27 protein-coding genes and 2 pseudogenes are annotated in these 26936 nt (G+C 53.1%); 17 read left to right on the forward strand and 12 right to left on the reverse strand.

What is annotated here, in order from left to right; translation table 11 throughout:
• The gene (locus IMCC3135_RS16430; protein ID WP_169727473.1) at positions 1-1617 is read left to right on the forward strand and encodes an SNIPE associated domain-containing protein; all 1617 of its coding nucleotides are present in this window, start codon (positions 1-3) and stop codon (positions 1615-1617) included.
• Between the two features lie 816 nt (positions 1618-2433).
• Here the strand turns inward: IMCC3135_RS16430 and IMCC3135_RS16435 are convergent.
• From IMCC3135_RS16435 to IMCC3135_RS16445, 3 genes are all read right to left on the reverse strand, one after another.
• Positions 2434-3186 carry an SDR family NAD(P)-dependent oxidoreductase gene (locus tag IMCC3135_RS16435; RefSeq protein WP_088918612.1) on the reverse strand — a complete coding sequence of 251 codons (753 nt, stop codon included), beginning with the start codon at positions 3184-3186 and terminating at the stop codon, positions 2434-2436.
• Between the two features lie 98 nt (positions 3187-3284).
• Complete coding sequence (eno, locus tag IMCC3135_RS16440; protein ID WP_088918613.1) at positions 3285-4601, reverse strand: phosphopyruvate hydratase; 1317 nt, start codon at positions 4599-4601, stop codon at positions 3285-3287.
• Complete coding sequence (locus IMCC3135_RS16445; RefSeq protein WP_088918614.1) at positions 4598-5611, reverse strand: phosphotransferase family protein; 1014 nt, start codon at positions 5609-5611, stop codon at positions 4598-4600. Before IMCC3135_RS16445 ends, eno begins: the two co-directional genes overlap by 4 nt.
• Before the next feature lie 108 nt (positions 5612-5719).
• Between IMCC3135_RS16445 and IMCC3135_RS16450 the strand changes: the two genes are divergently transcribed.
• From IMCC3135_RS16450 to IMCC3135_RS35535, 7 genes and pseudogenes are all read left to right on the forward strand, one after another.
• On the forward strand, positions 5720-6724 hold the full coding sequence (locus IMCC3135_RS16450) for a LacI family DNA-binding transcriptional regulator (protein ID WP_257790413.1): 1005 nt from the start codon (positions 5720-5722) through the stop codon (positions 6722-6724).
• 426 nt (positions 6725-7150) lie between these two features.
• Positions 7151-8428 carry an ABC transporter substrate-binding protein gene (locus tag IMCC3135_RS16455; RefSeq protein WP_088918615.1) on the forward strand — a complete coding sequence of 426 codons (1278 nt, stop codon included), beginning with the start codon at positions 7151-7153 and terminating at the stop codon, positions 8426-8428.
• Between the two features lie 64 nt (positions 8429-8492).
• Positions 8493-9413 (forward strand): carbohydrate ABC transporter permease, encoded by a 921-nt coding sequence (locus IMCC3135_RS16460; RefSeq protein WP_088918616.1) that lies wholly within the window; start codon positions 8493-8495, stop codon positions 9411-9413.
• Positions 9406-10308, forward strand: coding sequence for a carbohydrate ABC transporter permease (locus tag IMCC3135_RS16465; protein ID WP_088918617.1), 903 nt, complete (start codon positions 9406-9408; stop codon positions 10306-10308). Before IMCC3135_RS16460 ends, IMCC3135_RS16465 begins: the two co-directional genes overlap by 8 nt.
• Before the next feature lie 10 nt (positions 10309-10318).
• Complete coding sequence (locus tag IMCC3135_RS16470; protein WP_088918618.1) at positions 10319-11422, forward strand: ABC transporter ATP-binding protein; 1104 nt, start codon at positions 10319-10321, stop codon at positions 11420-11422.
• Entirely contained in the window at positions 11419-12177 is a 759-nt protein-coding gene (locus IMCC3135_RS16475) for an SDR family NAD(P)-dependent oxidoreductase (protein ID WP_205738085.1), read from the forward strand. Before IMCC3135_RS16470 ends, IMCC3135_RS16475 begins: the two co-directional genes overlap by 4 nt.
• A gap of 82 nt (positions 12178-12259) precedes the next feature.
• Positions 12260-12857 (forward strand): annotated as a pseudogene (locus tag IMCC3135_RS35535) (SDR family oxidoreductase).
• 52 nt (positions 12858-12909) lie between these two features.
• Here IMCC3135_RS35535 and IMCC3135_RS34130 read toward each other — a convergent pair.
• The 4 genes from IMCC3135_RS34130 to IMCC3135_RS16495 form a co-directional block, all read right to left on the reverse strand.
• A complete protein-coding gene (locus IMCC3135_RS34130) occupies positions 12910-13047 on the reverse strand; it encodes a hypothetical protein (protein WP_157736045.1) in 138 nt (45 codons plus the stop codon).
• 166 nt (positions 13048-13213) lie between these two features.
• Positions 13214-13738 carry an adenylate/guanylate cyclase domain-containing protein gene (locus IMCC3135_RS16485; RefSeq protein WP_088918620.1) on the reverse strand — a complete coding sequence of 175 codons (525 nt, stop codon included), beginning with the start codon at positions 13736-13738 and terminating at the stop codon, positions 13214-13216.
• 205 nt (positions 13739-13943) lie between these two features.
• The gene (locus IMCC3135_RS16490) at positions 13944-14180 is read right to left on the reverse strand and encodes a hypothetical protein (RefSeq protein ID WP_088918621.1); all 237 of its coding nucleotides are present in this window, start codon (positions 14178-14180) and stop codon (positions 13944-13946) included.
• Between the two features lie 79 nt (positions 14181-14259).
• Entirely contained in the window at positions 14260-14883 is a 624-nt protein-coding gene (locus IMCC3135_RS16495) for a YitT family protein (RefSeq protein WP_088918622.1), read from the reverse strand.
• A gap of 412 nt (positions 14884-15295) precedes the next feature.
• Between IMCC3135_RS16495 and IMCC3135_RS16500 the strand changes: the two genes are divergently transcribed.
• A complete protein-coding gene (locus IMCC3135_RS16500) occupies positions 15296-15604 on the forward strand; it encodes a hypothetical protein (protein WP_088918623.1) in 309 nt (102 codons plus the stop codon).
• A gap of 461 nt (positions 15605-16065) precedes the next feature.
• On the opposite strand, the gene IMCC3135_RS16505 is transcribed toward IMCC3135_RS16500, so the two are convergent.
• Positions 16066-17088 carry a site-specific integrase gene (locus IMCC3135_RS16505; RefSeq protein WP_088918624.1) on the reverse strand — a complete coding sequence of 341 codons (1023 nt, stop codon included), beginning with the start codon at positions 17086-17088 and terminating at the stop codon, positions 16066-16068.
• 411 nt (positions 17089-17499) lie between these two features.
• Here IMCC3135_RS16505 and IMCC3135_RS16510 point away from each other — a divergent pair, with 411 nt between their 5' ends.
• Entirely contained in the window at positions 17500-18468 is a 969-nt protein-coding gene (locus IMCC3135_RS16510; protein WP_157736046.1) for a DNA-binding protein, read from the forward strand.
• A 291-nt stretch (positions 18469-18759) separates the two neighbouring features.
• A complete protein-coding gene (locus IMCC3135_RS16515; RefSeq protein WP_169727474.1) occupies positions 18760-19896 on the forward strand; it encodes a PDDEXK nuclease domain-containing protein in 1137 nt (378 codons plus the stop codon).
• Between the two features lie 75 nt (positions 19897-19971).
• Here the strand turns inward: IMCC3135_RS16515 and IMCC3135_RS16520 are convergent, their stop codons facing one another.
• Together IMCC3135_RS16520 and IMCC3135_RS34135 are read right to left on the reverse strand one after the other, a co-directional pair.
• Positions 19972-20643 carry a hypothetical protein gene (locus IMCC3135_RS16520; protein ID WP_088918626.1) on the reverse strand — a complete coding sequence of 224 codons (672 nt, stop codon included), beginning with the start codon at positions 20641-20643 and terminating at the stop codon, positions 19972-19974.
• Complete coding sequence (locus tag IMCC3135_RS34135) at positions 20640-20996, reverse strand: hypothetical protein (protein ID WP_157736047.1); 357 nt, start codon at positions 20994-20996, stop codon at positions 20640-20642. The genes IMCC3135_RS16520 and IMCC3135_RS34135 overlap by 4 nt, the downstream gene beginning before the upstream one ends.
• A gap of 602 nt (positions 20997-21598) precedes the next feature.
• Between IMCC3135_RS34135 and IMCC3135_RS16530 the strand changes: the two genes are divergently transcribed.
• From IMCC3135_RS16530 to IMCC3135_RS16540, 4 genes and pseudogenes are all read left to right on the forward strand, one after another.
• The gene (locus IMCC3135_RS16530; RefSeq protein ID WP_088918628.1) at positions 21599-21823 is read left to right on the forward strand and encodes a hypothetical protein; all 225 of its coding nucleotides are present in this window, start codon (positions 21599-21601) and stop codon (positions 21821-21823) included.
• A gap of 154 nt (positions 21824-21977) precedes the next feature.
• Positions 21978-22148 carry a hypothetical protein gene (locus IMCC3135_RS34140; RefSeq protein ID WP_157736048.1) on the forward strand — a complete coding sequence of 57 codons (171 nt, stop codon included), beginning with the start codon at positions 21978-21980 and terminating at the stop codon, positions 22146-22148.
• Entirely contained in the window at positions 22145-22348 is a 204-nt protein-coding gene (locus tag IMCC3135_RS35540) for a DUF1016 N-terminal domain-containing protein (protein WP_418251445.1), read from the forward strand. Before IMCC3135_RS34140 ends, IMCC3135_RS35540 begins: the two co-directional genes overlap by 4 nt.
• A 34-nt stretch (positions 22349-22382) precedes the next feature.
• Positions 22383-22886 (forward strand): annotated as a pseudogene (locus IMCC3135_RS16540) (ISAzo13 family transposase); the annotation flags it as partial.
• Positions 22887-23168: 282 nt separating this feature from the next.
• Here IMCC3135_RS16540 and IMCC3135_RS16545 read toward each other — a convergent pair.
• Both IMCC3135_RS16545 and IMCC3135_RS16550 read right to left on the reverse strand, forming a co-directional pair.
• Positions 23169-23585 carry a GFA family protein gene (locus tag IMCC3135_RS16545; protein WP_157736049.1) on the reverse strand — a complete coding sequence of 139 codons (417 nt, stop codon included), beginning with the start codon at positions 23583-23585 and terminating at the stop codon, positions 23169-23171.
• A 169-nt stretch (positions 23586-23754) separates the two neighbouring features.
• Positions 23755-24579 (reverse strand): IclR family transcriptional regulator, encoded by an 825-nt coding sequence (locus IMCC3135_RS16550; protein ID WP_088918631.1) that lies wholly within the window; start codon positions 24577-24579, stop codon positions 23755-23757.
• A 180-nt stretch (positions 24580-24759) separates the two neighbouring features.
• Between IMCC3135_RS16550 and IMCC3135_RS16555 the strand changes: the two genes are divergently transcribed.
• Together IMCC3135_RS16555 and IMCC3135_RS16560 are read left to right on the forward strand one after the other, a co-directional pair.
• Positions 24760-25755: an NAD(P)H-dependent flavin oxidoreductase gene (locus IMCC3135_RS16555; RefSeq protein ID WP_205738089.1), complete on the forward strand. Its 996-nt coding sequence runs from the start codon at positions 24760-24762 to the stop codon at positions 25753-25755.
• Entirely contained in the window at positions 25691-26935 is a 1245-nt protein-coding gene (locus tag IMCC3135_RS16560) for an acyl-CoA dehydrogenase family protein (protein WP_205738090.1), read from the forward strand. The genes IMCC3135_RS16555 and IMCC3135_RS16560 overlap by 65 nt, the downstream gene beginning before the upstream one ends.
• Position 26936 lies beyond the last annotated feature (1 nt).

Genomic DNA, 26936 nt, shown 5'->3' on the forward strand with positions numbered 1-26936 from the left:
ATGGAACAGCTACTGAATGAATCGTCCCGGTGGGCGTTGATAGATGGGTATCTTCAATTGCCCATTACCGATCTTTTGGCCACGGTTGCTGGTCTGATCACCTTTTTACTTGTTTGCTATTTCGTTACTCGATACAGGATTCGCCGGTTTCGTCATCGCTATAACCGAGTGTACCGGTCGCTGGAAGAGCTCAATAGCGAGTTTGTGGAACAGCAATTTCAGCTCGTAGAGTGGCAGGATGAGACGGCACGCCAGAGGCACCGGGCAAAGAATGATCTGCAGCAATTGACCGCAGAGGTCAGTACGGTATCGCAGAGAGCTGCCGAGATGCGACCTGTCTACGAAGCGCTGCAACGGCGGCAGGCTGACCTACAGGACAACGTTGTACAGTTGGAGGCTCGGCATTCAGATATCGTGAGTGTTCTGGATAATACCGGACCACTGCACGAACACTTTGCGAACCTGAATTGGAAAGTAGTTGAGAAATCAGATGAGCTGGTGCGTGTAGAGCGGCAGTTGCAGAATCTAAGGTTAGAGCTTGATCTGTACGATCGCCAGAATAACCTGGTTGCTTACGCGCATTACGCAGAACCGGAATACCTGCATCAGAGTAGTGATCGCTTCAAGATAGAGGTCAAGCGCGAGCGAGATTTTCAAAAAGCGCTTATCAGCGAGAAGAAAGAACTGACGGGATTGGATGCATTGAAGGATGCATCCGAACGCACGCAGGCGTCTCGGCACGGAAAATTGTTGATAAGAGCATTCAACCTAGAGTGTGACAAGTTGTTTGCTACCGTACGGCATTCAAACTATGCAAAAACTGTTGAACGCGTCGGCAAGCTGGCTCATGATCTTGAGAAGTTGATGAATGATCAGCGCTTCGGAGTATCACTGGAATACGTGGAATCCAAGCTGCGTGAGTGCACGCTCATTTATCAGGACAAGTACAAGGCTAAGGAAGAGGCTGATGAGCAGCGACAGCAACGAGAGCAGTTGAGAGAGGAGCGTAAGGCTCAGCGTGAATACAAAGCCGCCCTGAAAAAAGCACAGGATGAAGAGAAGGCCTATCAGCAGATGCTGGAGAAAGCGCGAAGGGAAATCTCGGAGGCCACGGGCGGGCAGACTCTGGAGCAACAGGAAAGATTCCGGTATCTGGAGGAAATGCTGGAAGGCGCACGTCAGAATGAACAGCGCGCCATGAGTATGGCGCAGCAGACACGTTGCGGATTCATTTACGTAATCAGCAATGAAGGTTCATTCGGCAAGGGTATTTACAAGATCGGTCTGACACGCAGACTGGAACCGATGGACCGTGTAAAGGAGTTGGGGGATGCGAGTGTGCCATTCTCATTCGACGTGCACGGCATCATTTACTCGGAAGACGCGCCCAAGCTGGAGAATGAGCTGCACCGGCATTTTGATGGTAAGCGCGTGAATGTAGTCAATAACCGAAAGGAGTTCTTCCGAGTTGAGTTGAATCAGATTGAAGTGGCTATCAATGAACTGATGGGTGAGCCTGTTGCTTTGAAGCGCGAAGGATTTGAGGATGATGATTATTCGGAGGCAATGCGGCTGCGCAATAGTGTGATTGAAGGGGTGGTTGAGACAGTGGTTTGAAGAGGCCTTTGATTCTCAGTCAGATGACGATTGTCAGTTGCCACACGACGCAACCAATAAAATAGTCCCATCAAGTGCCATCGCAGCCCTTGTGGTGTGGTTCTTTGGCGTATACAGGAACTTGTATACCGGTGTCTAACGGGGTCAGCATCGCCTAGAAAAGTATCACGTTGCGCCAGCATGAGATGCCCCTCATTCAGATAAGCACAATTGGTCCCGCAACATTTACATCAATAGGCAAAGCCTTTCCCGGTGTCGGTCGATCGAGGTAACCATGGAAGCGCGGACGTGGCGATCGTCGATTTCAGGCCGAGGCTCGACATGCTGAACTGATGGAGCAGGTAGCCCATCGAGGTAGCAAGACTGCCCAGCGCTATGCCCAGCAACGCTTACTCGGCACCGCGCTATGATCCGCCAAGACGTACTGGCGTGGTGGGGCTGACAATCGCTTTTCAGGCGCCGAAAAAATGCACACCACTACGCCACTATCCGGTCATTCTCTTATATAGGGGACGATAGAGGATGCGGATCGGATAGGCAGCGACTATCACCAGCCCCCGTCATTACAGCGAAGCATTCGCTTTTTCCAACCTCTCACATCAGACTGTCCTGCCGAGGCAGCGGCAATACGGGGTTTCCACGTTCCGCTAAAACGAGCATGTTGAGTTAGGTGCCAGCTATCGACCAGGAAGCTTGTGGACCACGAGTGCATATTTCGTAACCACACTCCCGCTTCCATTACCATTTTGGTCAAGCGTTAAACAACCACTTTCACTGAAGGCTCCTCGTGTTGGCAAATCCTGCATCATTGGCAGTTTAGTAGGTAGCCCGTCCACCTGACAGGTCGAACACCGCGCCGGTGGTGTAGGAACATTCCTCGCTGCACATCCAACCCACCATGGCAGAAATCTCTTCCACTGAACCCATGCGTCCCATTGGTATCTTGGACAACATATAGCTTATTTGCGCTTCGGAGACGTCGTCCAGCATTTCGGTCTTTATCACGGCAGGGCAGATTACGTTGACTCGTATTCCCGTGTTGGCCAGTTCTTTGCCCAGGCTTTTTGTCAGGCAAATCACACCCGCCTTTGACACTGAATAGGCAGACGCGTTGGGGTTGCCGTCTTTACCCGCCATGGAGGCGATATTGACGATGCGCCCATAGTCGCCCTTGAGCATGTAAGGCACAATTGCTCGGCTGGTGTGAAAGCTGCCATTGAGGTTGATGTTTATCACCGAGTTCCAGGTGTCCAAGGGGTAGTCCACCAAGGGTGTATTGACCCCGGCAATACCGGCGGCGTTGACCAGCAGGTCGATCCCGCCTAATTCCTGCGCAACGGCGGCTGCGCCGGCTTCGACGCTGGCGTAGTCACCCACGTCCACTCGCTGAGTGATTACCTTGCCCAAGGAGGATAGCTGCTTATGCGCATTTGCGAGGGTATCCTCGCTGATATCCCACAGCGCTACAGAAGCACCACTTTGAAGAAAGCGCTGGGCGATGCCAAAGCCCATGCCACGTCCGCCGCCAGTGATAACTGCCTTGCGCCCTTTAAGGTCCAATGTATTCATGAATCTAGTCCTGTTTGAAATTGTTCAAGCTACAAATAAGTGGTTATCGCGCGACAAGATTTTTTGCGCGATTCGCTGATTCAGCGCGGGCTTGCCGATCACCACACCCCTTTTGATCCTTGTTGTTTGCCCCACCAGGTACGTCGCAGCGATGCGCCGCCGACAAAAGAACCTGCACCAAGCTGCTCTTGAATGCGCAGGCATTCGTTCCATTTGGCCATGCGCTCGGAACGTTGGAAAGAGCCTACTTTGAGTTGCCCAGCACCCAGACCGGTTGCCAGATGGCTGATCGATGTGTCTTCAGATTCGCCAGAGCGAGCTGACACCACTGCACCCCAGCCAGCTTTTTGAGCTGCCAGGTAGGTGTCGATGGATTCACTGACCGTTCCCGCCTGATTGACTTTTATCAGTACCGCGTTGCAAGCTCCGGCTGCCGCTGCCTCTTCGACAAGGGTGGCGTTGGTGACAAGGTAATCGTCGCCGATAATTTGCACCTGATCGCCGAAACGGCGAGTAAACTCGGCCATACCCTCTGGATCGTCTTCGCTCACCGGATCTTCAATGGAGACGATAGGGTAGTCATTCAGCCAGCCACCAAGCATTTCGATCAGTGCGCTGGAGTCCATTTCCCGATCCTCAAGTGCAAGCCTGTACCGACCCTTTTTTGCAAACTCGGAGGCGGCGATGTCCAGTGAAATCACGACGCGATCTCCAGGTTTTTCACCGGCTTTTTCAATGGCCAGGACCAGCGTCTCCAACGCCTCCTCATTGGAATCAAACATCGGCCACCAACCTCCTTCGTCGGCGACGCCAGCGGCTTTGCCCCGCGAAGCCAGAATATCTCCAGCGGCGAAGTAGATCTCGCTGGTTACTTCCATCACTTCGTCGAATGAGCTGGCGCCAGGAACCATGATCATGAAATCCTGAATGTCGACCCGTCGCCCCGCGTGGGCGCCACCGCCAAATATTTGAATTTCTGGCAATGGAATCGAGGGCGTGCAGTTGTAGAGATCGGCAACATGGCGCCACAGCGGTTTACCCGTGTCGGCGGCGGCTGCGTGTAGTACTGCCAGGGAGGTGGCGACGGTTGCGTTGCCACCGAGCACTTCCTTGAAAGACGAGCTGTCCAGCGCCAGCAGGGCGTTATCGATAGCTTGTTGATCTTGTACCTCCATGCCACGCATTGCTGCAGCGATAGGGCCGTTGACACTGTCAAGCGCCTGCATCACGTTTTTTCCTCGCAACGCGACGCCGCCATCGCGAAGATCTATCGCCTCGCGGCTGCCACGCGAGGCACCTGCAGGGGCTATGGCTCGGCCGACGAGTCCGTTGTCCAGAGTCACGTCAACTTCAACAGTGGGGTTGCCCCGCGAGTCCCAGACTCGGCGGCCATAGATGGACTTGATCGTTGTCACGCGTAATGCTCCTTCAATGCTGTGGAAATATGTTCGAGTGCCTGGTCTAGCTCAGAAACGGGATGGCGTATCAAGTGGATCGCCAGTTTTCGAACAAGGCGGCGTTTATCGTCATCCAGATACTCTACTGGAGATTTCCCGTCGATCCGGGCCAACATCAACGCGGGCAACAGGCTGCATATCCGTGTTTGTACTTGTTCAGCAGGTTCCCAACTGATATGAGCCGCATAGGCGCGCCATAAGTCGGCAGCGTTCGCCAGCAGGCGAGCGCGCGAATCAGGTAGCAGGGCAGCTTTCAGCACCAGGTGATTCAGACAAAACGAGGGATCGAAGCTGGCGTCTCCCATGGTTGCGCACTCGGCGTCCAGCATTACCGGTCCGCCGGTGCGAAACAAGATGTTTTTCGGGCTGACGTCTCCGTGTACAAGCACTTGCTCAGACTGGTACAACATGCACGCCAAGGCATCAAGGTGTGTTGCCAGTTCCGAATGCTGCAAAGCGGTGAAGCTCAAATAAGGTTCGATGCGCAGTGCGCGAAAATCATCGCGATTGTGAAACTGTGAGGTGTCAAACTCTGCGAGCGAGGATGCTGCGTGAATGCGACCGAGAATATCGCCAACCGCTGTGGCTTCGCCGTGATCAGGCGCTTCCGCCAACAGAGCGGATTTCCACAGATAGACATCGTCGCCGCTGATGAACTCCATGGCAAAGCCGTGAAGCTTTTCGGAGCGGCCCAGCAGTTGTACGGCGCCGCTGGGCAGAATGTCGGCGGCGGTTTGCAGCCACCTGTACTCTGCCGCGTTGCGGTGTACTGGCGCATGCCAATCTTCGGCGACTTTCAATTTGGGAATGGCAAATTTAATGCAAATTTGCCGGGAGTCGAGAACGACTCGGGCAATATCAGATGACACACCTCCGGTCAGAGGATGAACACTCTGGACTTCTGCTGCCTCGCCCAGTCCCAATTCCGAGATTAGTTCTCTGCAACGCGCTTCTAATTGGACAGACAAGACAACACCTGGCTATGTTCACGTGAACATACATCTTTACCCAGAATCAGAACAGTGTCAAGATGATCTATCAACTACTTGTCACTTTTTTCCAGGAGTAAAGTTCCATTGGGCCGCGTCACGATAAAATCAATCGGTAAAGATCTCGGCATTTCGCACATGACCGTTTCAAGGGCTCTGTCGGGTCACCCCAATGTTCAGAAGGCTACCCGCGAAGCGGTGCTGAAGCGGGCGCAGGAGTTAGGCTATGTAAAAAGCGCCGCAGCCAACACCATGCGTGGAGACAAGACCGACATCGTCGGCCTGTTGTTGCCCAATATAATCAACGAGTTCTACGCTCGATTTGCCAACACTTTGTCACAGTGCTGCCGCGAGCGCTCTCTGCATTTGATCATCCACCTGACCGGTGACGATACAGAGCTTGAGCGAAAGTCTCTGGAACGCCTGTGTGAAGTGCAGGCAAGGGCTGTTGTCATGGTGCCGGCTCCAGGTGAGTCAAAAGACCTTGAGACTTTATTGAAGTCCATGCGGGTTATTCAGCTGATACGACAGCGGCCCATGAGTACGCCAAGTTTTGCGCTCCTTGTTGATGATCACAGCGCGCTGCATGACGCGGTTGTGGAGCTGGCCAGGCGAGGGCATCAATCGATCGGGTATATTGGTGCGGATGCAGGCTTATCGTCGGGTCGTGAGCGACTTCAGGCATTCAAACACGGACTCAAGAGCGCGAAGCTTAAATGGACCAAACGGTTTGTTCTCACCGGAGCACCATCGTTCGAGATGGGGCGCTATAACACAGTGAAGCTACTTGACGCCGGTGAGGTCACCGCCATGGTGTGCGGTGGATTTGAAATTTCCAATGGTGCTCTGAGCGTTCTGATGGAGCGCGAGATCCACCCGTCTCGTGATATCGGTTTTGTTGGCTATGGCGATCCTTCCTTCTATGCTCGTGTAAACGGCGGGGTTTCCACCATCGAAGTTCCTGTCGACGAACTGGCCTTACGAGCAAGTGAATTGCTGGCGGAGGACTCGTCGGCACAAACCGAAGCTTCGCCAGAAACCGTGGAGCTGGGTGCCAGGCTTTTACTTCGCGGCAATTTGCGCATAACATAAGTAGGCGATTTCGTGAGCCCTTCGTTGGGCTCATAGTGCAGGGCGGCTAAATTACTTTCGTGCAACTGACAAACGTGCGGCTGGCAAATACCGCTGCCTATTGATGTCAGTGCAGTCGTATTTCACCCATGACTCGTGCGCTTTAATGCCACCGTGCAATCTCATTCACCGGTGCGCACTGCGTAGTCTTGAAAGTGAATAGCGATTGTTACGACTTTGCGTGTGCCGAAAGCCCGCAAACCCTATCAGTGCTGCGTACGGATTTTAATACAGAAAAAATTCGATATATTAAGTTGATAATATTTGTTCACGTGAACAATAACTGTATATACTGATGCCATTGCCGGGCTCACCACCGGGTTAATGCTTGGAGTAAACGCCTTGAGAGTCGTATTTTTCAACAGACCATCAACACAAGGAAATTAGATGAAAACCAACATAGCCATCAACTTTTGCAAAGCAACAGCTTTTACCGCAGCCGTTGGGTTGGGTATTTCCACAGCGCACGCCGAGCCCAAAACCAATATGTTGCACCAATGGGCCCAAGGCTCAGAAGCCGCAGCAATCGCCAAGCTAGGCGAGATGTTTGAGGAAAGGGGGGGAACATGGGAACAGACAGCAATCTCAGGCCATACTTCGAATACGCTTGCCAAGCTGCGTTCGGATGTTGTATCGGGTAATGCACCGGCCGCAGTCCAGCTCAAAGGCCCGGAAATAGCCGAGTGGAACAAGACCGGGCGCACTGCCAACCTTGACGATGTAGCTGAGGCTCAGGGCTGGGATGCTGTGGTTGCCCCAGAGCTGACTGCTGTCATGAAGCCAACTGGAAACTGGGTAGCGGCACCGATGAATATTCATCGCGTCAACTGGCTCTATTCCTCAAAGAAGATTATGGATGATCTTGATATCGAGATTCCCAAAACCTGGGAGGATTTCAATACCGCTTGCGAAAAAGTTATCGCCGCAGGCAAGATCTGCATTGCACACGGAGCAGCTGACTGGTCAGACACCACCACATTTGACAGTGTTGTTTATGGCATGGATATCGATCTTTATCGCAAGGCATTTCAGGAAGCGGATACCGACGCTATGCGCAGCCAGGGCATGATCGACGCCTTCGCACAGCTACGGAAGATGGTCGGTTATATGGACGATGGAATCAACGGCCGCTCCTGGGAGCAGTCCATGGCGATGACCATGGATGCCAAGGCCGCCTTCTTTCTGATGGGAGATTGGACCGTCGCATCAGCCAATGCAGCAGGCTACAAGGAAGATGTGGACTACGTGTGCACCCAAACACCAGTGGACTGGGGCGGCAATGGATTCATTCTGATTGCAGATTCGGTTGTCTTCTTCGAGCAAAAGGATCAGGACTATATTGATGGCCAGAAGCTATTGGCTGAAACCATCATGTCGCCTGAGTTTCAGGTGACCTTCAATGTGGCCAAAGGCTCGATTCCGGCGCGCACAGATATCGATCTGTCAAAAGGCGGTTTCACCCAGTGCCAGCAAAAAGGCTTGGCTGATCTGAAAGCGTCTGTCGCTGAAGGCACGCTGGTGCGTTCGTTAGCGCACAACATGACGGTACTGCAAAAATTCCGCGGTGCAATGATGGAAGTCATCACTGAGTATGTCGCGGATTCATCCATCAGTCCCGAAGAGGCTGCCAACCAGCTTGCGGATGCTGTAGAGATCCAACAGTAAATTCAGCACCAGTCGACGCCGCGTCGGACGAGGCGGCGCCGCTTTAACGATCGGAGAATACTGAATGCCGGACAGTAATACAAACAAGCGATCTGTAACTCAACTGATTCAGGATTACCTGCCCCAAATCGTACTGGTGCCCACAGTAGTGGCGATGGCGATGTATGTCGTTGTTTTCTCCCTGTGGACACTGTGGCTCTCTGTATCAACATCGACGTTGCTCCCCGATCCATCATTCGGCGGATTCGGTGAGTACGTCGCACTCTGGAAAAGCAAGCGCTGGACTGTTGCTTATCAGAATCTGTTTATCTTTGGGTCACTGTATGTACTAGGTGCCTTGTTTATAGGCACATTGCTGGCGATTCTGATTGATCAGCGCGTCCGGTTCGAAGCTGTGTGGCGAACGATATTTCTTTACCCCCTGGCTATATCGTTCATCGTGACAGGTACAGTCTGGCGTTGGATTTTTCACCCGCAAACCGGTGTGGAACTGGCACTGCACGATATGGGCTGGCTTAGCGCTCAGTTCAACTGGATTACCGATCGAGATCTAGCCTTGTACGTCGTTGTCATAACCGGCATCTGGCATGCCTCCGGCTTTGCAATGGCACTGATTCTTGCAGGTCTGAGGGCAGTAGATGGTGACACTATAAAAGCGGCACAAATAGATGGTGCCTCCATGGCACGCACCTATCGTCGTGTCATCCTCCCATCTATCTGGCCTATTTTTCTTGCTGTCGCCGTGGTGCTACTGCAGTTCGCCATCAAAACCTATGATCTGGTGGTGGCATTGACACAAGGTGGGCCTGGCGTTTCAACAACAGTTCCGGCAATAGTGGTCTATGACCTGATGTTTCAACGCGGCCAGATTGCGCAAGGGTCGGCGGCAGCCGTCATGATCCTGGTTGCCTTGGCCGTTGTGTTGATCCCGTATGCGCTTTATATGAGTTACCGCCGTCGCGGTGAGGAAAACACCCATGGCTGAAGTAGACACTCATATCGAATTCGATCCTTTGTCCACTGGCAGTCTAAGGAGGCGCATTACCTCGAAAGCCATCATTTATGGGCTGCTTGTCCTGTTCTCGATCTACTACCTGGCACCGTTGGCGATCCTGCTGATGAATTCCATGCGGCCACTCGAAGATATTGTCCGAACTGGCTTTATTGATATTCCGAGTAGCTTGTCGTCGCAATATTGGGTAGAAGCATGGGGAACATTCTGTATCGGTGGCACGTGCGAAGGTGTGTCTCGTTTCTTCATGAATTCACTGTTGATGGCTGTTCCTGCGACGATCATCTCAACCGTATTGGGGTTGATCAACGGTTATGCGCTTTCAAAATGGCGATTCAAGGGAGCGGACATTCTTTTTGGATTGATCACTCTGGGTGTTTTTCTTCCAGCGCAAATGACCTTGTTACCCTGGGCATTTGTTCTGGGTTCCATCGGACTGTCCAATACGATTAGCGGATTGGTTCTGATTCACACCATCCAGGGGCTATCGTTCACGACTTTATTCTGTCGGAACTATTTTTTAGCTGTTCCGGATGATCTCATCAAAGCCGCGCGCATCGACGGCGCCGGATTCTGGCGGATATTCCGACGTATCATTCTGCCACTCTCGCCACCGATAATCATCGTCACAGTCATCTGGCAATTTACTGGCATCTGGAATGAATTCCTGTTCGGTACGGTATTTACCTCCGGTGCCAATCAGCCGATCACATCCGCACTGGTTGCCTTCTCAGGCTCAGGTACCGGTGTCCGCGCGTACAACGTAGAAGCTGCTGCCGTGATCATGTCAGCTCTGCCACCCCTCGTCATTTATGTAGTTGGCGGAAAATATTTCGTTCGTGGCCTCACACAAGGCGCAGTCAAATAGGAGATTCGTTATGTCCTCACTGTTAATCAGCGAGTTGCGCAAAAGCTACGGGAGTGTGGAAGTCCTGACCGATATAAATCTTGAGGCGAAACCTGGCGAGTTCGTTGCGCTGGTTGGACCGTCAGGTTGTGGAAAATCCACGCTGCTTTCGCTAATAGCGGGTCTTGAGGACATAACGTTCGGTGAGATTCGTATTGAGGATCGAGTGGTGAACAACGAGGCACCCAAAGATCGCGACATTGCCATGGTGTTTCAAAGCTACGCTCTTTATCCAACCATGACCGTGCGAGAGAACATGACCTTTGGCATGGAAAGTCGGCGAGTGCCTAAAGCCGAACAGAATCGGGAAGTGGCGCGTGTGGCTGCATTATTGCAGATTGAACCTCTATTGAAGCGCAAACCGAGTCAGTTGTCAGGCGGGCAGCGTCAGCGTGTTGCCATGGGCAGGGCACTTGTTCGGAATCCAAAATTGTTTTTATTCGACGAACCACTTTCCAATCTGGATGCCAAGCTTCGGATCGAGATGCGCACCGAGATCAAGAAGCTCCATCAGAATGTCGGCAAGACAACCGTCTATGTGACCCATGATCAGATAGAAGCAATGACCTTGGCAAGCCGCATAGCGGTGATGCACAAAGGGCTGTTGCAACAATACGATACGCCAAAGGTGATCTACGAACAGCCGGTGAATCGTTTTGTTGCAGGCTTCATGGGATCACCCACTATGAATTTTCTGGACGCGACGGTAGTAAAAGAGGGCAAGGGGCTGATTCTGGCTGGCAGTAGTGGCGAAGTACTGCCGTTGCCTGAAGGGAAATTCACAGCACTTCAACAAGGACAGAAAGTTTGTTTCGGTGTCCGTCCTGAACATTTCAGTCCTGCCTCTCAGAATCGTGCGGAGCGAGTGGGCGGCATCTCGGTTCTGGTTGAGGCGCATGTGGACATGGTCGAACCGACCGGCTCCGAAACAATCCTAATGACAACAATCTCTGGTCAGACAGCCATCGTAAGTTGTGAGCCAGATGACACTCCTGAACAGGGCGAGCGGATGGAACTTGCCATCGATATGAGAAAAATATGTTTGTTTGATCCAATTACGGAGAACAGATTGTGACAAGCACTCATGCGATTTATCCTGATCTTGCCGGTAAGGTCGTCGCCGTTACGGGAGGTGCCAGTGGCATTGGTGCGGCGATTGTCACCGCGTTTCATAATCAAGGCGCGCACGTTGTATTTTTTGACAAAGACGAGCTTGCTGGTGCAGCGCTTGCTGAGAGCCTGGGAAACAGAGTTCATTTCCGGGCTCTCGATTTGACCGATATCGAAGCGCTCACCAACCGGTTTGCTGAAACCGCTGCAATGGTCGGAGATTTTGACGTGCTGGTCAACAATGCCGCGCGGGATGACCGACATGAAATTGCATCGGTGACCCCTGCTTATTGGCGCGAACAATTGGCAGTTAACCTTGACCACCAGTTTTTTTCAACACAAGCAGTGATTCCGGGCATGCGAAAAAAAGGTGCCGGCGCTATCGTGAATATGAGCTCCATTGCATGGCGGGTCGGACTTGAAAGCGCTCCAGCCTACGTTGCTTCGAAAGCGGCTATCGAAGGATTGACTCACTCGCTTGCACGCGAACTGGGTCCAGCGGGAATACGGGTGAACTGCCTGTTACCGGGTTTCGTCCGTACTCAACGACAAGTGGATAATTGGTTGACCCCCGAGTTTGAACAGAGAATTAAAAGCAGCCAATGTTTAACGAGTTTTATCGAACCGGAAGACATTGCTGAAATGGTTATCATGCTGACTTCAGATGCGTCACGTGCAGTGACAAATCAAACGCTGGTAGTTGATGCAGGCTGGACATGATCCGCCTGTCCTGTCGCTTTGGGCATCGAGGGCCTGGGCGAGCAATCTCAGGTCACACACCCCGTCTCCAGGAGGACAATTAATGGATCTGACTCAACGTTTGAAAGGCAAGACTGCTGTAGTGACCGCCGCTGCACAGGGGATTGGCCGGGCAGTTGCAGAACGATTGCGCTCCGAAGGAGCCTTGGTACATGCCAGCGATCTGAACGGTGATCTGCTTATGAGTCTGGCCGGCGTGGAGAGCGCTGTTCTTGACGCAACCGACGATGCTGCGGTGCAAACTTATTTTGACAAATTCGACCGTATTGATATCTTGGTTCATGCCGTCGGATATGTCCATCAGGGAACAATTGAGGAATGTAGTTACGATGATTGGCGCAGATCCTGCGCGATCACGTTGGACAGTGCCTTTTTCGTTAGACTATATCGGCAATGGCATTCGTTGCAATTCGGTTTGCCCCGGTACTGTTGATAGTCCAAGCCTGCAGGATCGGATCAATGATCTGGCTGACACAATGAAGAACCGTGACGAAGCCGTTAAGTTCTTCATCGACCGCCAGCCAGCTGGTCGTTTCGGCACACCTGAGGAGATTGCCGGTCTTTGCGCATTTCTAGCCTCAGACGACGGGGCGTTCATGAATGGGCAGGCAATCAACATAGACGGGGGCATCACGATCTGACATGCAAGCGTCAAACCGTCTCATAAGAACACTGTGTCAGCTTTACAGCCTATCAATCAGGCTCGATTCTCGTGGCTTTCCCCGAAATTTTTTTACTCGCATTCAATTTATTGCGGGCAAATAATTTCACTTGCTCCCAGTTTCGACCCGCTAACCAGCCAAGCGCAAATACGAAGATTGTCCAGAACATGTCACTACCTCTTGATGCAGAATCAGGTTGTAAGGGTTGTTAAAGCATTGAAGCCAGAAAATGCCCTCCATGTCCTTGATACTTTATCAGCTCCAATAGTTTGACAGCAAGTGAACTAATGGGTCCGGAGCCACCTGAAGGATAGCTGAGTGATGAAGACTAATCTTTAGCGAAGAACCAATATCGGCACTTCACCGCTGCGTCCACGTAGTTGAATGGGGTCATGAGCGTCCAGTTGATCTCGATACGAGGCGATTTCGGCCAGGTTTTCCGTTGTCGAGGCATCAACCAGTTCCTGGATTATCAAGTATTTGCATCCCAAATCTCTGGTGGCAGATTCCAGTCGACTCGCCACGTTGACAGCGTCTCCAAGTACCGCGAATTCAAGCCTCTCCTGGCTGCCGATATCACCGATGACGACCGTGCCATAGTGGACACCAACAGCCAGCTTCAGTTGCTCACCGTTTGAAATGAAGCGTCGCGTCTGCCAGGATTCAAACGCGTTGGACATTTCGATCGCTGCCATCAGTGCATTTGAAGCGTCGTTCGAGCTGGGTTCAGGTGTGCCGAAGGTCGCCATCAGACCATCGCCAATATATTTATCCAAGGTGCCATCATGACGAAAAATAACCTCTGCCAGGATTCCGTGTACTTCACGAAGTAGCTCGATAGTCTGCGTGGGCGTGTGCATCTCAACGCCAGTAGCCCTGCTGCGATTAGTAGAACGACAACTTCCTGAACTCGTACTACAAGATCAACGTAAGTGGGTTGCGCGTAGATATTGAGCGCCGCGTCCAAGCTTATATCGCCAGAAGATAAAAACACTGTATCAGGCAACTGCAGCAACCAGGCAACTCCAATTGTCCAGCTAACAGCAGCAGATAACCCGCCCCACATCACCAGACTTGGCCGATAGAAATAAGCCAAGCGCCATAGCCCAGCAATGCAAATACCAGTAGGAGCAGGTACAAATAAAGCGGCCCAGGCCATGGCACCATAATGGTCACCAAAAGTGCAATGAGCAGCAACGCCACCGCCCGTCCCCAAACGGCAGTATGTTGAGCAGAAACCTGCTCATCTCTCAGTGAAAAAATGGCTGCTCGCTTCCTTGTTCTGAAGTCACTTTTAGGCATGTCTGTTATCCAATTGGTCGCGCAGGTCTGGGCATCGAAAAAAGTAGCTGAATAACACTGCAATGCCTGAGCGATGGTCTTAGTCTGCGATATAGCGGTCGCCGCGATGATTGAAGGCGATGACAGCACTGAGGATCAGTGCACCGAGCAATGAGTACCACACGCGCGAAGGCTCGAACAGCGTGAAGGCAACGGCGAACAGGACTGCATCGAAGGCCAGTTGCACCAACCCGGCGCGCACCCCGAAATGCTCCTGTGCATACAGCGCAATGACGCCGAGACCGCCGAGGCTGCCTTTGTGCCTGAAGGTGCCAAGTAGGCCATATCCCGTCAGGATGCCAAAGGTGATGATGCCAAAGAGCGGGTTGATGTAGTCGAAGCTCAGCCAGTTCGGAATCTGTGCCATTAGCAAGCTGAGTATCGTTACGCAGGCTACCGACTTCAGCGTGAATTCCCGACCCATTCGCGTCCAGGCAAGCGCATAGAAAGGCAGATTGATCAACCAGAAGACCCAGGAAAACGACCAGCCCGTCAGGTAGGAAATGACAAGCGCCAGGCCCGCCGTTTGCCCCGTGATGAACCCCAGTTGCGCGATGATCGACAAGCCGATGGCGGTAGTGATCAGGGAGATCGCAAAACCTTGTACATCCTCAATCGGGCTGTGTTTCGGCTGCGGCTGATTCAGGACAATGGGTGTAGGCATGGGTTCAATTCGAGGAGGGCACGCTGGAGGAGGACACGCCGAGGGGCAAGCAGTAAAAAAGATGCGGAAGATACAAACTGCATACCTGTACAAGCAAGATAAGGTGGATTACTCGTGGTGACTTTGCTGTTCTGCTGATGAACTTCGCGGCCTCAGGATGTGTCAAGAATACCGATGAAGTACAACGTTGCTGTCGCTACAACCCCGGACAAGTCTTGTGACGGTACTCAAACCCCATCGCCACGTGGTATAGCCGACGATCGGGTGATACAGCGTTGAGTGCGATGTCATCAGGCGAACAGATCATGGCGCGATTTTTCCACCAAGGAGAACGTCTTGGAGTTTGATATGGTTGACGCGGCTTATAGCTCTGTATGAGACTGAATCCCTTTCGAGCCGGAGTGATTAACCAATGGAACCGATGTCCGAGAAAGACTGGCGCGCCTTCAAGGCGCTGAAAGCCGACGCGCTGGAGCGTTACTGTGCGTCGATACTGGCAGAATCAGCAGCGTTGAGTGCGGACATGGCACGCACTGCCCATGAGCGGTATCTCGCGGTGTATGCGTTGATCGATAAGCGCAATCGCTCGATGGCAAAAGCCTTCGATGGGCATAGCCGATCCAAGGCTCTGTATCAATTGCGCGTAATGCATACAATGGGATTGATCGCCGATGAGGATCTGCAGCGCTTTGGCCTGCAGTGCTTTGACCTGGACGACTAAGGGGTCGTGAAACAATAAACTATACTTTTCAGTCGCCCCTGCATCCTGCCCTTCTGCGTTGTTTGTCGGTTGAATAGCCCGCTATTCGCCCTCCTCACGCCTTGCCGGGCAGGCGCAGGACCAACCGAAAAGTATAGTTAATTATTTCACGACCCCTAAGTTAAAATCGTAATGCTGCAAGACAGCTATCCTGCATGAGCAACTGCAGCATCCGGATGCTGTTTTCTTGGTCACTGATATGTCAACAGCTTTAACAGATTGAGTGAAAAGCCCGCTCTTTCAGGGCGGGGTTGTCAACATAAAACACATCACGCACAACAATACAATGGCGGCACCTTCGGTGTGATAGCAATAGTATCTGGCCGAATGCCTGCCTCCTCCAGCTCCTATGTATGGAGAATTGCTAAATAGCGCGAAAAATCGTCATGATTTGCAACTCTCCATGCTCTCGCGCAGATGCGTCATTGAAACATCTTCAGCCCTGGGTGATTATCGAAACGCGTCTCTGCGTCCACATATTCCCGTACGGTGTCTAATGACCGGTGCCGCGACTGGGCGGCGATCGCAAAGACATCCGCGCGATTCCTGGCGGCGGTGGTGATAAATCCGCGTCGCAGACTGTGTCCAGCGAACATTGACACGTTCTCATGGCCAGCGTTTTTGGCGCATTGTTTGATGAGTTTGGCCACGGTGCTGTCGGACAGTCGATCCTGGCCTACGCGCGGGCCGCGTCGCAACCGCCGGAACACAGCCCCTTCAGTGAGTCCTGCAACCGCAAGCCAGGCCTTCAACGCAGCCACCGGGCAGTAATCCGATAGGGGAATGGCCGGTACCGCAATCTGGGCCCCCTTACCGGCTTGATCGGTCTTTGAGAACGGAATCATGAGTGTCAGTCCTTCTGGACGGAATGCCAGGTGCTCTACATCGATGCCAACCAGCTCCGAGCGTCGCAGGGCGGCGGCGAAGCCGATCAACAGCAGTGCCCGATCTCGTGCGCCTGCCAGCGTGGTCGTATCCATTGTGTCGACCAGTAAGGTCAGGTCGGTATCGATCAGCGGCGCTTTTTTCGGCGAAGGCCGACCCTTTTGCCGGTTGCGAATACCACGCATCACCTCGCGCACAGCTGGCGCATCGTGGGCCGACGTCTGCTGATTACCCTGATGCACGACTCGAATGGCCGCCAGTCGGCGGTCGAGGGTAGCGGCGGCCAATCCTGCGTCTGCCTCTGTGGCCAAAAACGCGCAGATCGTGCTGGCACTGGCAGGTAGGGCTGATTGACCGACGGACTCGCACCAGCTGGCAAACCGCTGCCAGTCGTGTGCATACGCGCGCCAAGTGGCATCACTTCGACTGGCGGTGGCGTAATCGCGGGCTGAGTCCAGCGCGGTGGTGAGGGCGGGCGAGGGACGACCTTCTACCGTCCAGATTTCGGATTCTGGAGCATCGATCTCGCCCGTGAGTGTCACTTTGTCGGAAATCGTCATACGCTAACTCTCGGTTGAACTCCCTTATATCTCTCCAAGCACCGGATATATAAGGTTTTTTAGCGATGTATTTGGTTTTAACCCTGAAATCTCGGGCTTTTACTTCCAAATCGTCCTGAGTTTCACGAGGAAGAACATCAGGCTGGGTCTCGGGCATTCTCGTTATTGCGTTTTCAGTCGATCGGAATTCACTATCAATATAACACCTGAGAAGGGAAACTTCTCGTGCATTAGTCGTAGCAGTATCGATACATGTAGCGTATATGCTACATTAGACATAGTTGGAATATTCGCCTTAACGTCCGTAAGACATCCGTTATCAGCGCTGGGCGGTGCGCGCGCCACCGGCAGCGACCGCTACTTCGAGGGCTCTTCCGCATGGTCGACACACCGCTCATCACCCGCGACTCGGTGGCCAGCGCCCGGCAGGCGCTACTCGCGCAGGGGCGCAAAGCGTCCCAGCGCGCCGTGATCAAGCATCTGGGCGGCGGCAGCTTTTCACAGGTGGGGCCGCTGCTGCGTGAACTGGAGAGCGACGCCGGGGAGGTGCCGGGCAGTGCGCTGACCGAGCCGCTCGCAGCAAGCGTGACCGAGGCGATCGAGACACTGTGGCGTGCCTTGGGCCTCGAAGCCGATAGGGTGGTCAACGACGCCCGGCAACAGTTCGAGCGGGATCTCAAAGCAGAGCAGGCGGCAAGGGCCCAGGCAGAGGCGGCGACGGTGCGCACGCAGGAGCATCTGCAGGCGGCACAAACCACACTGATCGGTTTGGAAAAAGCCCTGGCCAGTGAGCAGAGCGCTCGCGAGCAAACCACCGCGGCTCTGGAGCAGGAACGCCTGGCGCATGCCCGAACGGACACCCAGCGAGAGGCAGCCCAGGCATTGGCCGCTGAACGTCAGCAGTTACGCGATGAAGCACTGGCCGAGCGTGACGGATTGCGGGTCGAACTGGACAGCGTCCGTCGTCAAACCGATGAATTGACCCAGGCACTGCGTCGGGAGATCGGTGAGCAACGCTCAGCCCATGAAAAACGAGTGGATGCACTCAATGAAGCCGCGACTGCAGCGCGAACGAGCCTGGCTGAACAGCGCAGTCAGCTGGATGCCCTACAGCGGGAGAACACCAATCTGACCACCCTCAACAGCGGCCTGTCAGTACGGATCGACAACACACAGTCGTCGCTGGCAAGTACCGAAGCTCAGTTGTCGGTACTCAACGCGCAGCGCACGGCCGAACAACGGGAAAGGGAGACGCTTCAGAGCATGATGACGTCGCGACTCGCCGACAAGGACGAGCTGATTGCCAGCCTCCAACAACAGATTGCCGAACCACCCAACGATCCGGATGCACCCGTTGAGAACGATACCGGTGGCGTCTGATTGGCGGGTTCGCAGGTTGGGTGGTGTCGCTTTTTCGTAATTGAAAAGTTGCCGAGAGCGGTCACCCCGAGTTATCCACAGTTTGTCGGGATAACTCTGTGTATAAGGGTGGAAAGTGGTTGAGCGCACACACGTTTTTGGATTGGTTAAAAATTAGACATTGCAGGGCGAAGAAGCTGGCCGCCCTGAGGGTTCCGAGCAGTCCGAGTATGTGGACAATCAACGGTTGTTCGACGATCATGCCGCTGAGGCGTCAACACTCGAGGACATCAACATAGTGACTACCGAACGGTGAGCGACAAACTGGACAACGAGGCGCTGACAAAGCGACTCGTCAGCATTGTCGAGCAGGCACGTGAGCACGTATCCCGTTCGGTCAACACCGCCATGGTGCATGCGTACTGGCTCATGGGGCGTGAAATCGTTGAGTCCGACCAGGCTGGCCGGACCCGTGCAGACTATGGCGAGGTGTTGATGCGCGCTGTTGCCAAGAATCTGCAGAGTCAGTTCGGGCGTGGATTCAGTTACTCCAACGTCAAACGCATGCGTCAGTTTTACTTGACCTACCCGGAAGGCTCGCCAGCGATTGCTGATGGAAAAGGCGCGACGGCGTCGAGCCTTTTGCCTCCCGTTCAGAAAGGCGCGACACTGTCGCGCCTTTTCACTAGCGAATCAACACGGTTTCCAAGTGCAATGAGCTGGAGCCACTACTGTCTGCTAATGCGTATCGATTCGAAGCCGGCGCGCAGCTTCTACGAAATCGAGGCGGTGCAGGGCGCCTGGTCAGTGCGCGAACTGGAGCGCCAGATCGGCTCGATGCTGTATGAACGACTGACCAAAAGCCGGGACGAGGCTGCGGTCAAAGCCTTGTCGAGCCAAGGGCTGATTATTGAGAAGCCCGCTGATGCCATCAAGGATCCCATGGTACTGGAGTTCCTTGGTCTCGAGGAGCGCACGCACTGGCACGAGCGCGACTTGGAACAGGCGATCATCGATCGGCTGGAGACGTTTCTACTCGAGCTCGGCAAGGGCTTCTGTTTCGTCGGACGACAAAAGCGATTGACGGTCGATGGCGATCATTTTTACGTCGACCTGGTGTTTTACAATCGATTACTTCGTTGTTTCATTTTGATCGACTTGAAGCTAGGGAAGCTGACACACCAGGACCTTGGACAAATGCAGATGTATGTCAACTACTTTGATCAATTCGAACGCGAAGAATCAGATGCACCGACTGCCGGTATCGTCTTGTGCTCGGACAAGAATGACGCGATGGTGAAAATCACCTTGCCTGAATCCGATCCGGCCGTCCATGCGGCTCGTTACCAGTTGTATCTACCGACCGAATCTGAACTGAAAAAGGAATTAACCAAAGAGCGTGCCGCTGCTGAGGTCGCATTGCAAACAGCATCAGACGATTCTGCATAAGCCAGAGAAGAACATGGAAAGAAGCTGTGATGGCGAGCCACGCTATCTGGATCGAGAGTGTTCAAATGCTGGGGGTCATGCGGCTAGCGGCAGAGTGGTGATTTCAAGTTTCTGGAGCTGATCAGTGGTATTTCGGTTTTCGAAATCACCGTTGATCAGAGCCATCCTCACTCGCAGCACGCTCTGGATTCCACTCTCGGTCCAACGCATTTGTCGTTGCTTGTTCATGCGTTGATTCACCAGACTGTTGACGGCTGACTCGACCAATGACGTCGATACACGTTGTCCTGCGTGGTGTCGACGATGATAGTTGGGGATGAGCACTTCGTTGCTACAGACATACGCTTTTAGTTCGAGCAGCATCGCCCATAGCGTTCGATACCCTTGTGGATCCTTCCGGTGCGGTTTGTTATGAAATCGGAATCGACGGATGGCCGAAGATAGTTTTTGTTGAAATTGTTCGACACTCGAAACTCGACCGTGCCAGAGGCGCCAACGCAGTTTCTCCAACTCGTCCTGGATAATCATCTTTGCTTCTCGATGGGTGGGCACCCGCGTACTGAGTCCGCGGGCCTTTTGTCGCATGTGCTGTAGCCGCATAGCGATATGGAACCAGTCCAGGATGGGTGTGATAGGCGCGTCGACGGCACTGCGTGCAAGATTTCTCAAACCCTTCGCACCATCTGTCAGTACCGTCAGATCGGTGCTCTGATGGTAGCCCGACACATTGAGCTGAGATCGGATCATGGTGGTAGCTTGCGTCGAGCCGTAAAATACCGGCGCGTCTCTTGGTGCTCAACGCAGCCCACGAGCACGCCATGATGGCGAGCGATAGCAGGTGTCGTCGATCGAACGAAACCTGTATCCAAGCCCAGTATCAGCTCTGTGGCTTTTGAACTATTACTACTCACACACGATAATGCATCTTTGCGTTCCAATTCCGCTGCAACCTGCGCAGTCCTGTTCCGGATGGTAGTGTGCGTGACTCCCGAATCCGCCGGTAGCAAGGTGGTCAGCACATTGCTGGCCACTCGAAAAGGCAAATAGGCTGCCAGTTTAGCCCGTATCTCATCAAACTCGGTGGTTGAACGCTCAAGCATTGGCAAAGCAGCCAAACCGCACAGCGAGCAGGTAAATCGCGGACAGCGCGCAGTGATACGCCCATACAGAGTGTTTATATTCCGAGACCGATAGTCTTTTATCGTCTGAGGTTTACCACAACCCCGACACGTTGAGCGGTGCTGGGCGTCCCGCTTGAATTGGGAGGTTGCAACGGCTTGTTGGATTGCTGAAAGCAGCCGTTTGGCGTCGTGGCTGCGGAGTCCAATGTCATCGACAGTGTCGATCGATGAAGGCTGTTCAATGGTCATAACATTCTGACGACGAATGATTTTTCCATCACATACTTCTTCCAATTTGAGTACCCAGGTCATAGAGGGATCCCTTTAACGATTGGCCGATCCTCAGTCTACTCCAAAGGACCGGACCCCCAGGAATTGAACACTTTCGCCAAGGGTTTTTAACCTGTTGAATTTGTTCGCTTTGCTTAGCGGGACTTTCAGCACGTTTTGCACGCCCTAGCCTGGATGCGCTCAATGAAGCTGCGGCGACGGCACGAACGAGCCTTGCTGAACAGCGCAGTCAGCTTGGCGCTCTGCAGCGTGAGAAAACCAATCTGACCACCCTCAACAGTGGCCTGTCCGTGCGGATCGACAACACACAGTCGTCGCTGGCGAGTACCGAAGCCCAGTTGCTGACTCTCAACGCGCAGCGCACGGCCGAGCAACGGGAAGGGGAGACGCTTCAGAGCATGATGACGGCGCGGCTTGCTGATAAGGATGAGCTGATTGCCAGCCTGCAACGACAGATGGCTAAACCACCCAAGGACCCGGAAGGGGCCGCTGATAAAGACATCGGTGACGCGTGATGGGAGGGTTCGCGGGTTGGGTGGTGTCGCTTTTTCGTGATTGAGAACTTGCAGAAGACGGCCGCCACGAGTTATCCACAGTTTGCGGGGATAACTCTGTGAGTAACGATATAAAGTAGTTGATCACACACACGTTTTTTGGTTTGGTCAAAAAATGGAAATGGGCTGGAGCGAAGAAGCTGGTCGCTCTGACAGTTCCGAGCAGTCCGAGCCTGTGGACAATAAACGTTTGTTCGACGATCATGCCGCTGAGGCGACAACCGGATCAGCACTATTGATCAACAAGCCAGGCGCGGTACCGTACGCGCGGTCAATGTTGGCCTGACACTTCGTAATTGGGCGATTGGATTGTACATCGACCACTATGAGCTCAACGGAGAAGATCGGGCTCAATACGGTGACCAATTGTTTGACAATCTCGCAAACCGTCTTCGCAAACTCCAGGTGAGAAGCTGTGACCGGCGGCAATTGTATCGATATCGTGATTTTTTCACCTGCTATCCGGTACAGGGGAGGATCAAATGACCGAATACACGTCATATATTTGTAATTCGCCATGCACACCGGTTTCGTCAATATCGGTACCGACCATGACACCGGCGAATTTGCGGTCGCCTCGATCCGGGGTTGGTGGGAGCAGGAAGGCCGGCATCTCTACCCGAAGGCAGACCGGCTGCAGATCACCGCCGACGGAGGCGGAAGCAATGGTTGGCGATTGCGCCTTTGGAAACTCGAGCTGCAGCAATTGGCAGATCAAACCGGCTTGAGTGTTTCGGTTTGCCATTTTCCTCCAGGCACGAGTAAATGGAACAAGATCGAGCATCGGCTATTTTCCTTTATTTCATCGAACTGGCGTGGAGAGCCGTTGTGTGACTACGAGACCATTGTTAATCTCATCGCGAACACAAAAACAGCAAAGGGATTGACCGTCACCTGCCGGGTAGATCGATCCAAATACCCCAAGGGGCGCAAGATCAGCGACGAACAAATGAAAGAGATTAAAATAAAGCGCAACAGATTCCACGGGGAATGGAACTACGTGATTACGCCAAGAGCAGGATAATATACTTGCTACCTTTATTTATTTACACTGCCTAACAGCATTCCACACAACCTTCTTGGCTGATCTGCCTGCAAGCGCGATGGAAAAACGCTCAATTGCTGACCCTTCGGATATGGTCAACGCGGAAATCTTCAGCAAGCTGGACGAAAACACCTACGGCCTCAACTAGGTCGACTGGTCAAGTATCGATCCTCCCATTTATGAAACGGGCCGCGAGTAGTGGCCCTTTTTCTTTTGATCCGCTGGACCTGTAACGCCTTGACGTGAAAGAGGCCGATGCGCTTACGTGCGCGCCTTTGGAAACTGGGGCAAATGGCTTGGAACATGGTGCCATTCAGGCGCAGAACTTGTCCACACGGCGCTGCCAGGTTCAAGTTTTGGGTCCTGATCCCAGACCCCAGATTTCACCGCATATAAACTGGGATAAAATTCAAGTTCTGAATACAAAGGCGTGCCGCAGTTTTCGCAGAAACAACGCGTGACCGATTTTGTACTGTCTGCGTCCTTGGAGTAGCGTTTGAGCGATCCTTTGACGATATTGAGGTTGGATTTGGGGATCATGACAACCAAAACTGTGCCGCCGCCAGTCGACTTTTGGCAGTCGGTGCAGTGGCACTGCGTAACAGCGACTGGATCACCGTCAATTTGCAGTCTGACAGAGCCACAAAGGCATCCGGCATTTCCTGTTTCGCTCGCCATGGGGCTCCTCATCGTTGAGTTCATACTATTATATTACTGTGAAAACCCCTTTTTGGTAAACCTAAGGTTGAGCTTATCAGTCCATTGAGTTAGCAAAGCAAAAGACCCAACACCAGAAACACAGGACTTTTATTTGTATTGTGGCTTATGCGAACTTCACGCCAGCGGCCTAAAGCAAATTTAACTTCTGAATACCGGCTTTGATGAGGGCCTCACGAGTTTGCATAAGTTTCTCGCCGACTTCACCGTATAGGCTTTCCTCGGATAACCAAAACGCAGGGCCACCAATGTTCATGGACAGAACGCCTTGGCCGTCATCCAGTTTGAATGCGGTGGCTGCTCCGTTGATATCCGGTTCCCAAAAACCGGCCACGACGCAATAGCCGTTCGTTCGAAGCTCCTCACCGGTTCGTTCATGAAGCTCAAGAAAACGTGCCTTTTGATCGCCCATCATTTCGGCAAGCTTTGCAACCTTTGCGGCACGGATTTCGTCAGGTTGCGCATGTAGATACGCATGCCCCACTGCAGTGGTCGCCATCGGCATACGGCTGCCGGTGCTTTGTCGAAGCATGATGCGGGAAACAGACCTGCGCATTGCGATGTAGACGATGTCGTCCAGATCGGCCTGACCGATCGCGGTGGTTCCTCTGGTTTCATCGGCCAGTCGCTGCAACGGGCCGTTCGCGATTTCCGCGATGCCGGTGCCTGAGCTGAAGGCTTGGGCGAGCCCCAAAACGCCAGGACCGAGGCGATAGTTTTCTTTCTCAGACGAATACACCAAATACCCCAGCTCGGCGAGCGTATAAGTGATGCGGCTAACTGTAGGCTTTGGCAGGCCAGTTCTTGAAGATATCTCCTGATTGCCAAGGCGACTACCGTGTGGAATGAAGGCTTGTAATACCTCAAACCCACGCGAAAGGGACTTAACAAATTGACGAGAAGACCTCGCGAATTCTGGGTTGTCTTGGGATGTCGTTTTGCGGGGTCTTGCCATGCTGCCTCTCGATTTATCATTCTAACTGTCAGATGTTCGCCGAGTTCTCAAGCGGTTTAGAGTTGGGAAGAATACCGCTTGTGGGCAAATTTAAAATGCAAAATAATATTTTGCAGAGCGAAATATATGTGTTTTAATAGGAAATATGAGTCGTAACCCGCAATCAAAGTGAGTGCTTCCGTGCTGAAGACCCGCCTTACCGAGAAACTTGGCATTGAGAAGCCGATCCTTTGTGGAGGGCTCATGTGGCTTGGAACGGCGGAATATGTCGCTGGCGTCGTCAATGGCGGCGCGATGGGATACATAACGCCACGCTCTTATCCAAACGAGGCCGACTTTGTGGATGCGCTTCGGCGGTGCCGTCGATTGACGGGCGGCCGACCATTCGGGGTAAATCTGTACATCTCGGCGCGACCGGAAGAAAACGTCCGTCTCACACGTTGGATCGAAATTTTGGCACAAGAGGGCGTTCAGCATGTGGAAACAGCGGGCTATAGCCCTGCGAAATTCCTTCCGTCTTTGAAGGCTGCAAATAGCATCGTTGTGCACAAAGCAACAAGTGTGCGTCATGCCGTTGCAGCTGCCAAAGCGGGTGTGGATGTTGTCGTTTTGTTGGGCGCGGAATGTGGTGGACACCCGGGGCAAGCTGATATTTCCTCGATGATTTTGGCCGCACGTGCGTTGGATCAGGTCGATATTCCTGTTGTTGTAGGCGGTGGTATTGGCAGCGGGGCGCAATTGGCAGCGGCACTGACGCTTGGCGTGGACGGCGTGTTGATCGGCTCCAGAATGCTGGTCGCCGACGAAATCTGGGCACACGCAGACTATAAGGATCACATCTTAAAGCTGGACGAAACTTGTTCGACGACAGTTCTGAGCGCGCTGAAAAACACCTATCGCTGTCTAGCCAATGACACTGCGGCTGAAGTTAGAGCGCTCGAGGCGTCGGGCGTGCGCGATTATGAAACACTTGGACCGCTGGTTGGTGGACAGGGCCAATTGCCGGCTTACAAGACAGGCGATCGGACCAAGGGCATTTTGTCTTTGGGTCCGGCAGCCTCTTGGTGTGACCGTCGCGAACCGGCGGCAGCAATTCTGACACGCTTGGCTGATGATGCTGAAAAGGCGTTGGCGGCTGCGTCTGCGCGCTTTGTTCAGCACGCCGTGCCCGCATGAAAATTTAGAGGATAAAGTGACTATGGGACTTGATAACGATACATTTCAGCAAGTGCTCAACAGCATTGATCGTTTTGTCGACCGACGGCTGATCCCTGCCGAAGACATTGTTGAAGCTGAAAACGATATTCCGGCAGATATTGTGCAAGATATGCGTGAGATGGGATTGTCCGGTTTTTCGATACCCGAGGAGTTTGGGGGTTTGGGGGTTAGCCTCGTCCAAGAAGTGAAGATCATGCAAAGTATTGGGCGGACGTCAGCGGCGTTCCGGTCGCTGTTTGGCACCAATATCGGCATTGGATCGCAGGGTATCGTCATGGACGGGACCGAAACGCAAAAACAGGAATACCTTCCGCGTTTGGCGACAGGTGAAATCACTGCGTCTTTCGCCCTGACGGAACCGGACGCTGGCTCGGATGCGGCAGCAATCCGAATGACAGCGCGGGCTGATGGCGACGATTATGTGATCAATGGCACCAAGCGCTATATCACCAACGCATCCCGCGCGAGTATTTTCACTTTGATGGCGCGCACCAATCCGGATGAAAAGGGCGCAGCCGGAATATCTGCGTTCATTGTCCCAACTGACTTGTCCGGTATCACGGTGATGCCCGCGGATCGCAAGATGGGCCAACGTGGCACCAAAACGCACGACGTGGTGTTTGAAGATGTGCGGGTACCAGCAAGCGCAATCATCGGCGGAACGCCCGGCGTGGGTTTTAAGACTGCTATGAAGGTACTTGATCGTGGTCGCTTGAACATTGCCGCATCCTCCGTCGGCGCGGCGGCACGGTTGATCCAAGAGGCGCTGAGTTACGCCCATGATCGTAAAGCATTCGGGAAACCGATCGCAGAATTCCAACTCGTTCAAGCGATGTTGGCTGACAGTCAAACAGAATATTATGCGGCCAAAACAATGGTCGAACACGCAGCGTCCGTTTTTGATGAAAAAGGCAAAGCCATCGAGGAAGCAGCCTGTGCCAAAATGTTCTGTACTGAAATGGTTGGCCGAGTCGCTGACCGTGCGGTTCAGATACTAGGTGGTGCAGGTTATATGGCTGAATATCCGGTCGAGCGGTTTTACCGCGATGTACGCCTCAGCCGTATCTACGAAGGCACTACACAAATTCAACAACTGATAATCGCGCGCCAGATGAGCCGCAAATTCAAAGAAGGGTAAA

Origin of the sequence: Granulosicoccus antarcticus IMCC3135 (assembly GCF_002215215.1) — a bacterium.
GTDB classification, from domain to species: Bacteria; Pseudomonadota; Gammaproteobacteria; order Granulosicoccales; family Granulosicoccaceae; genus Granulosicoccus; species Granulosicoccus antarcticus.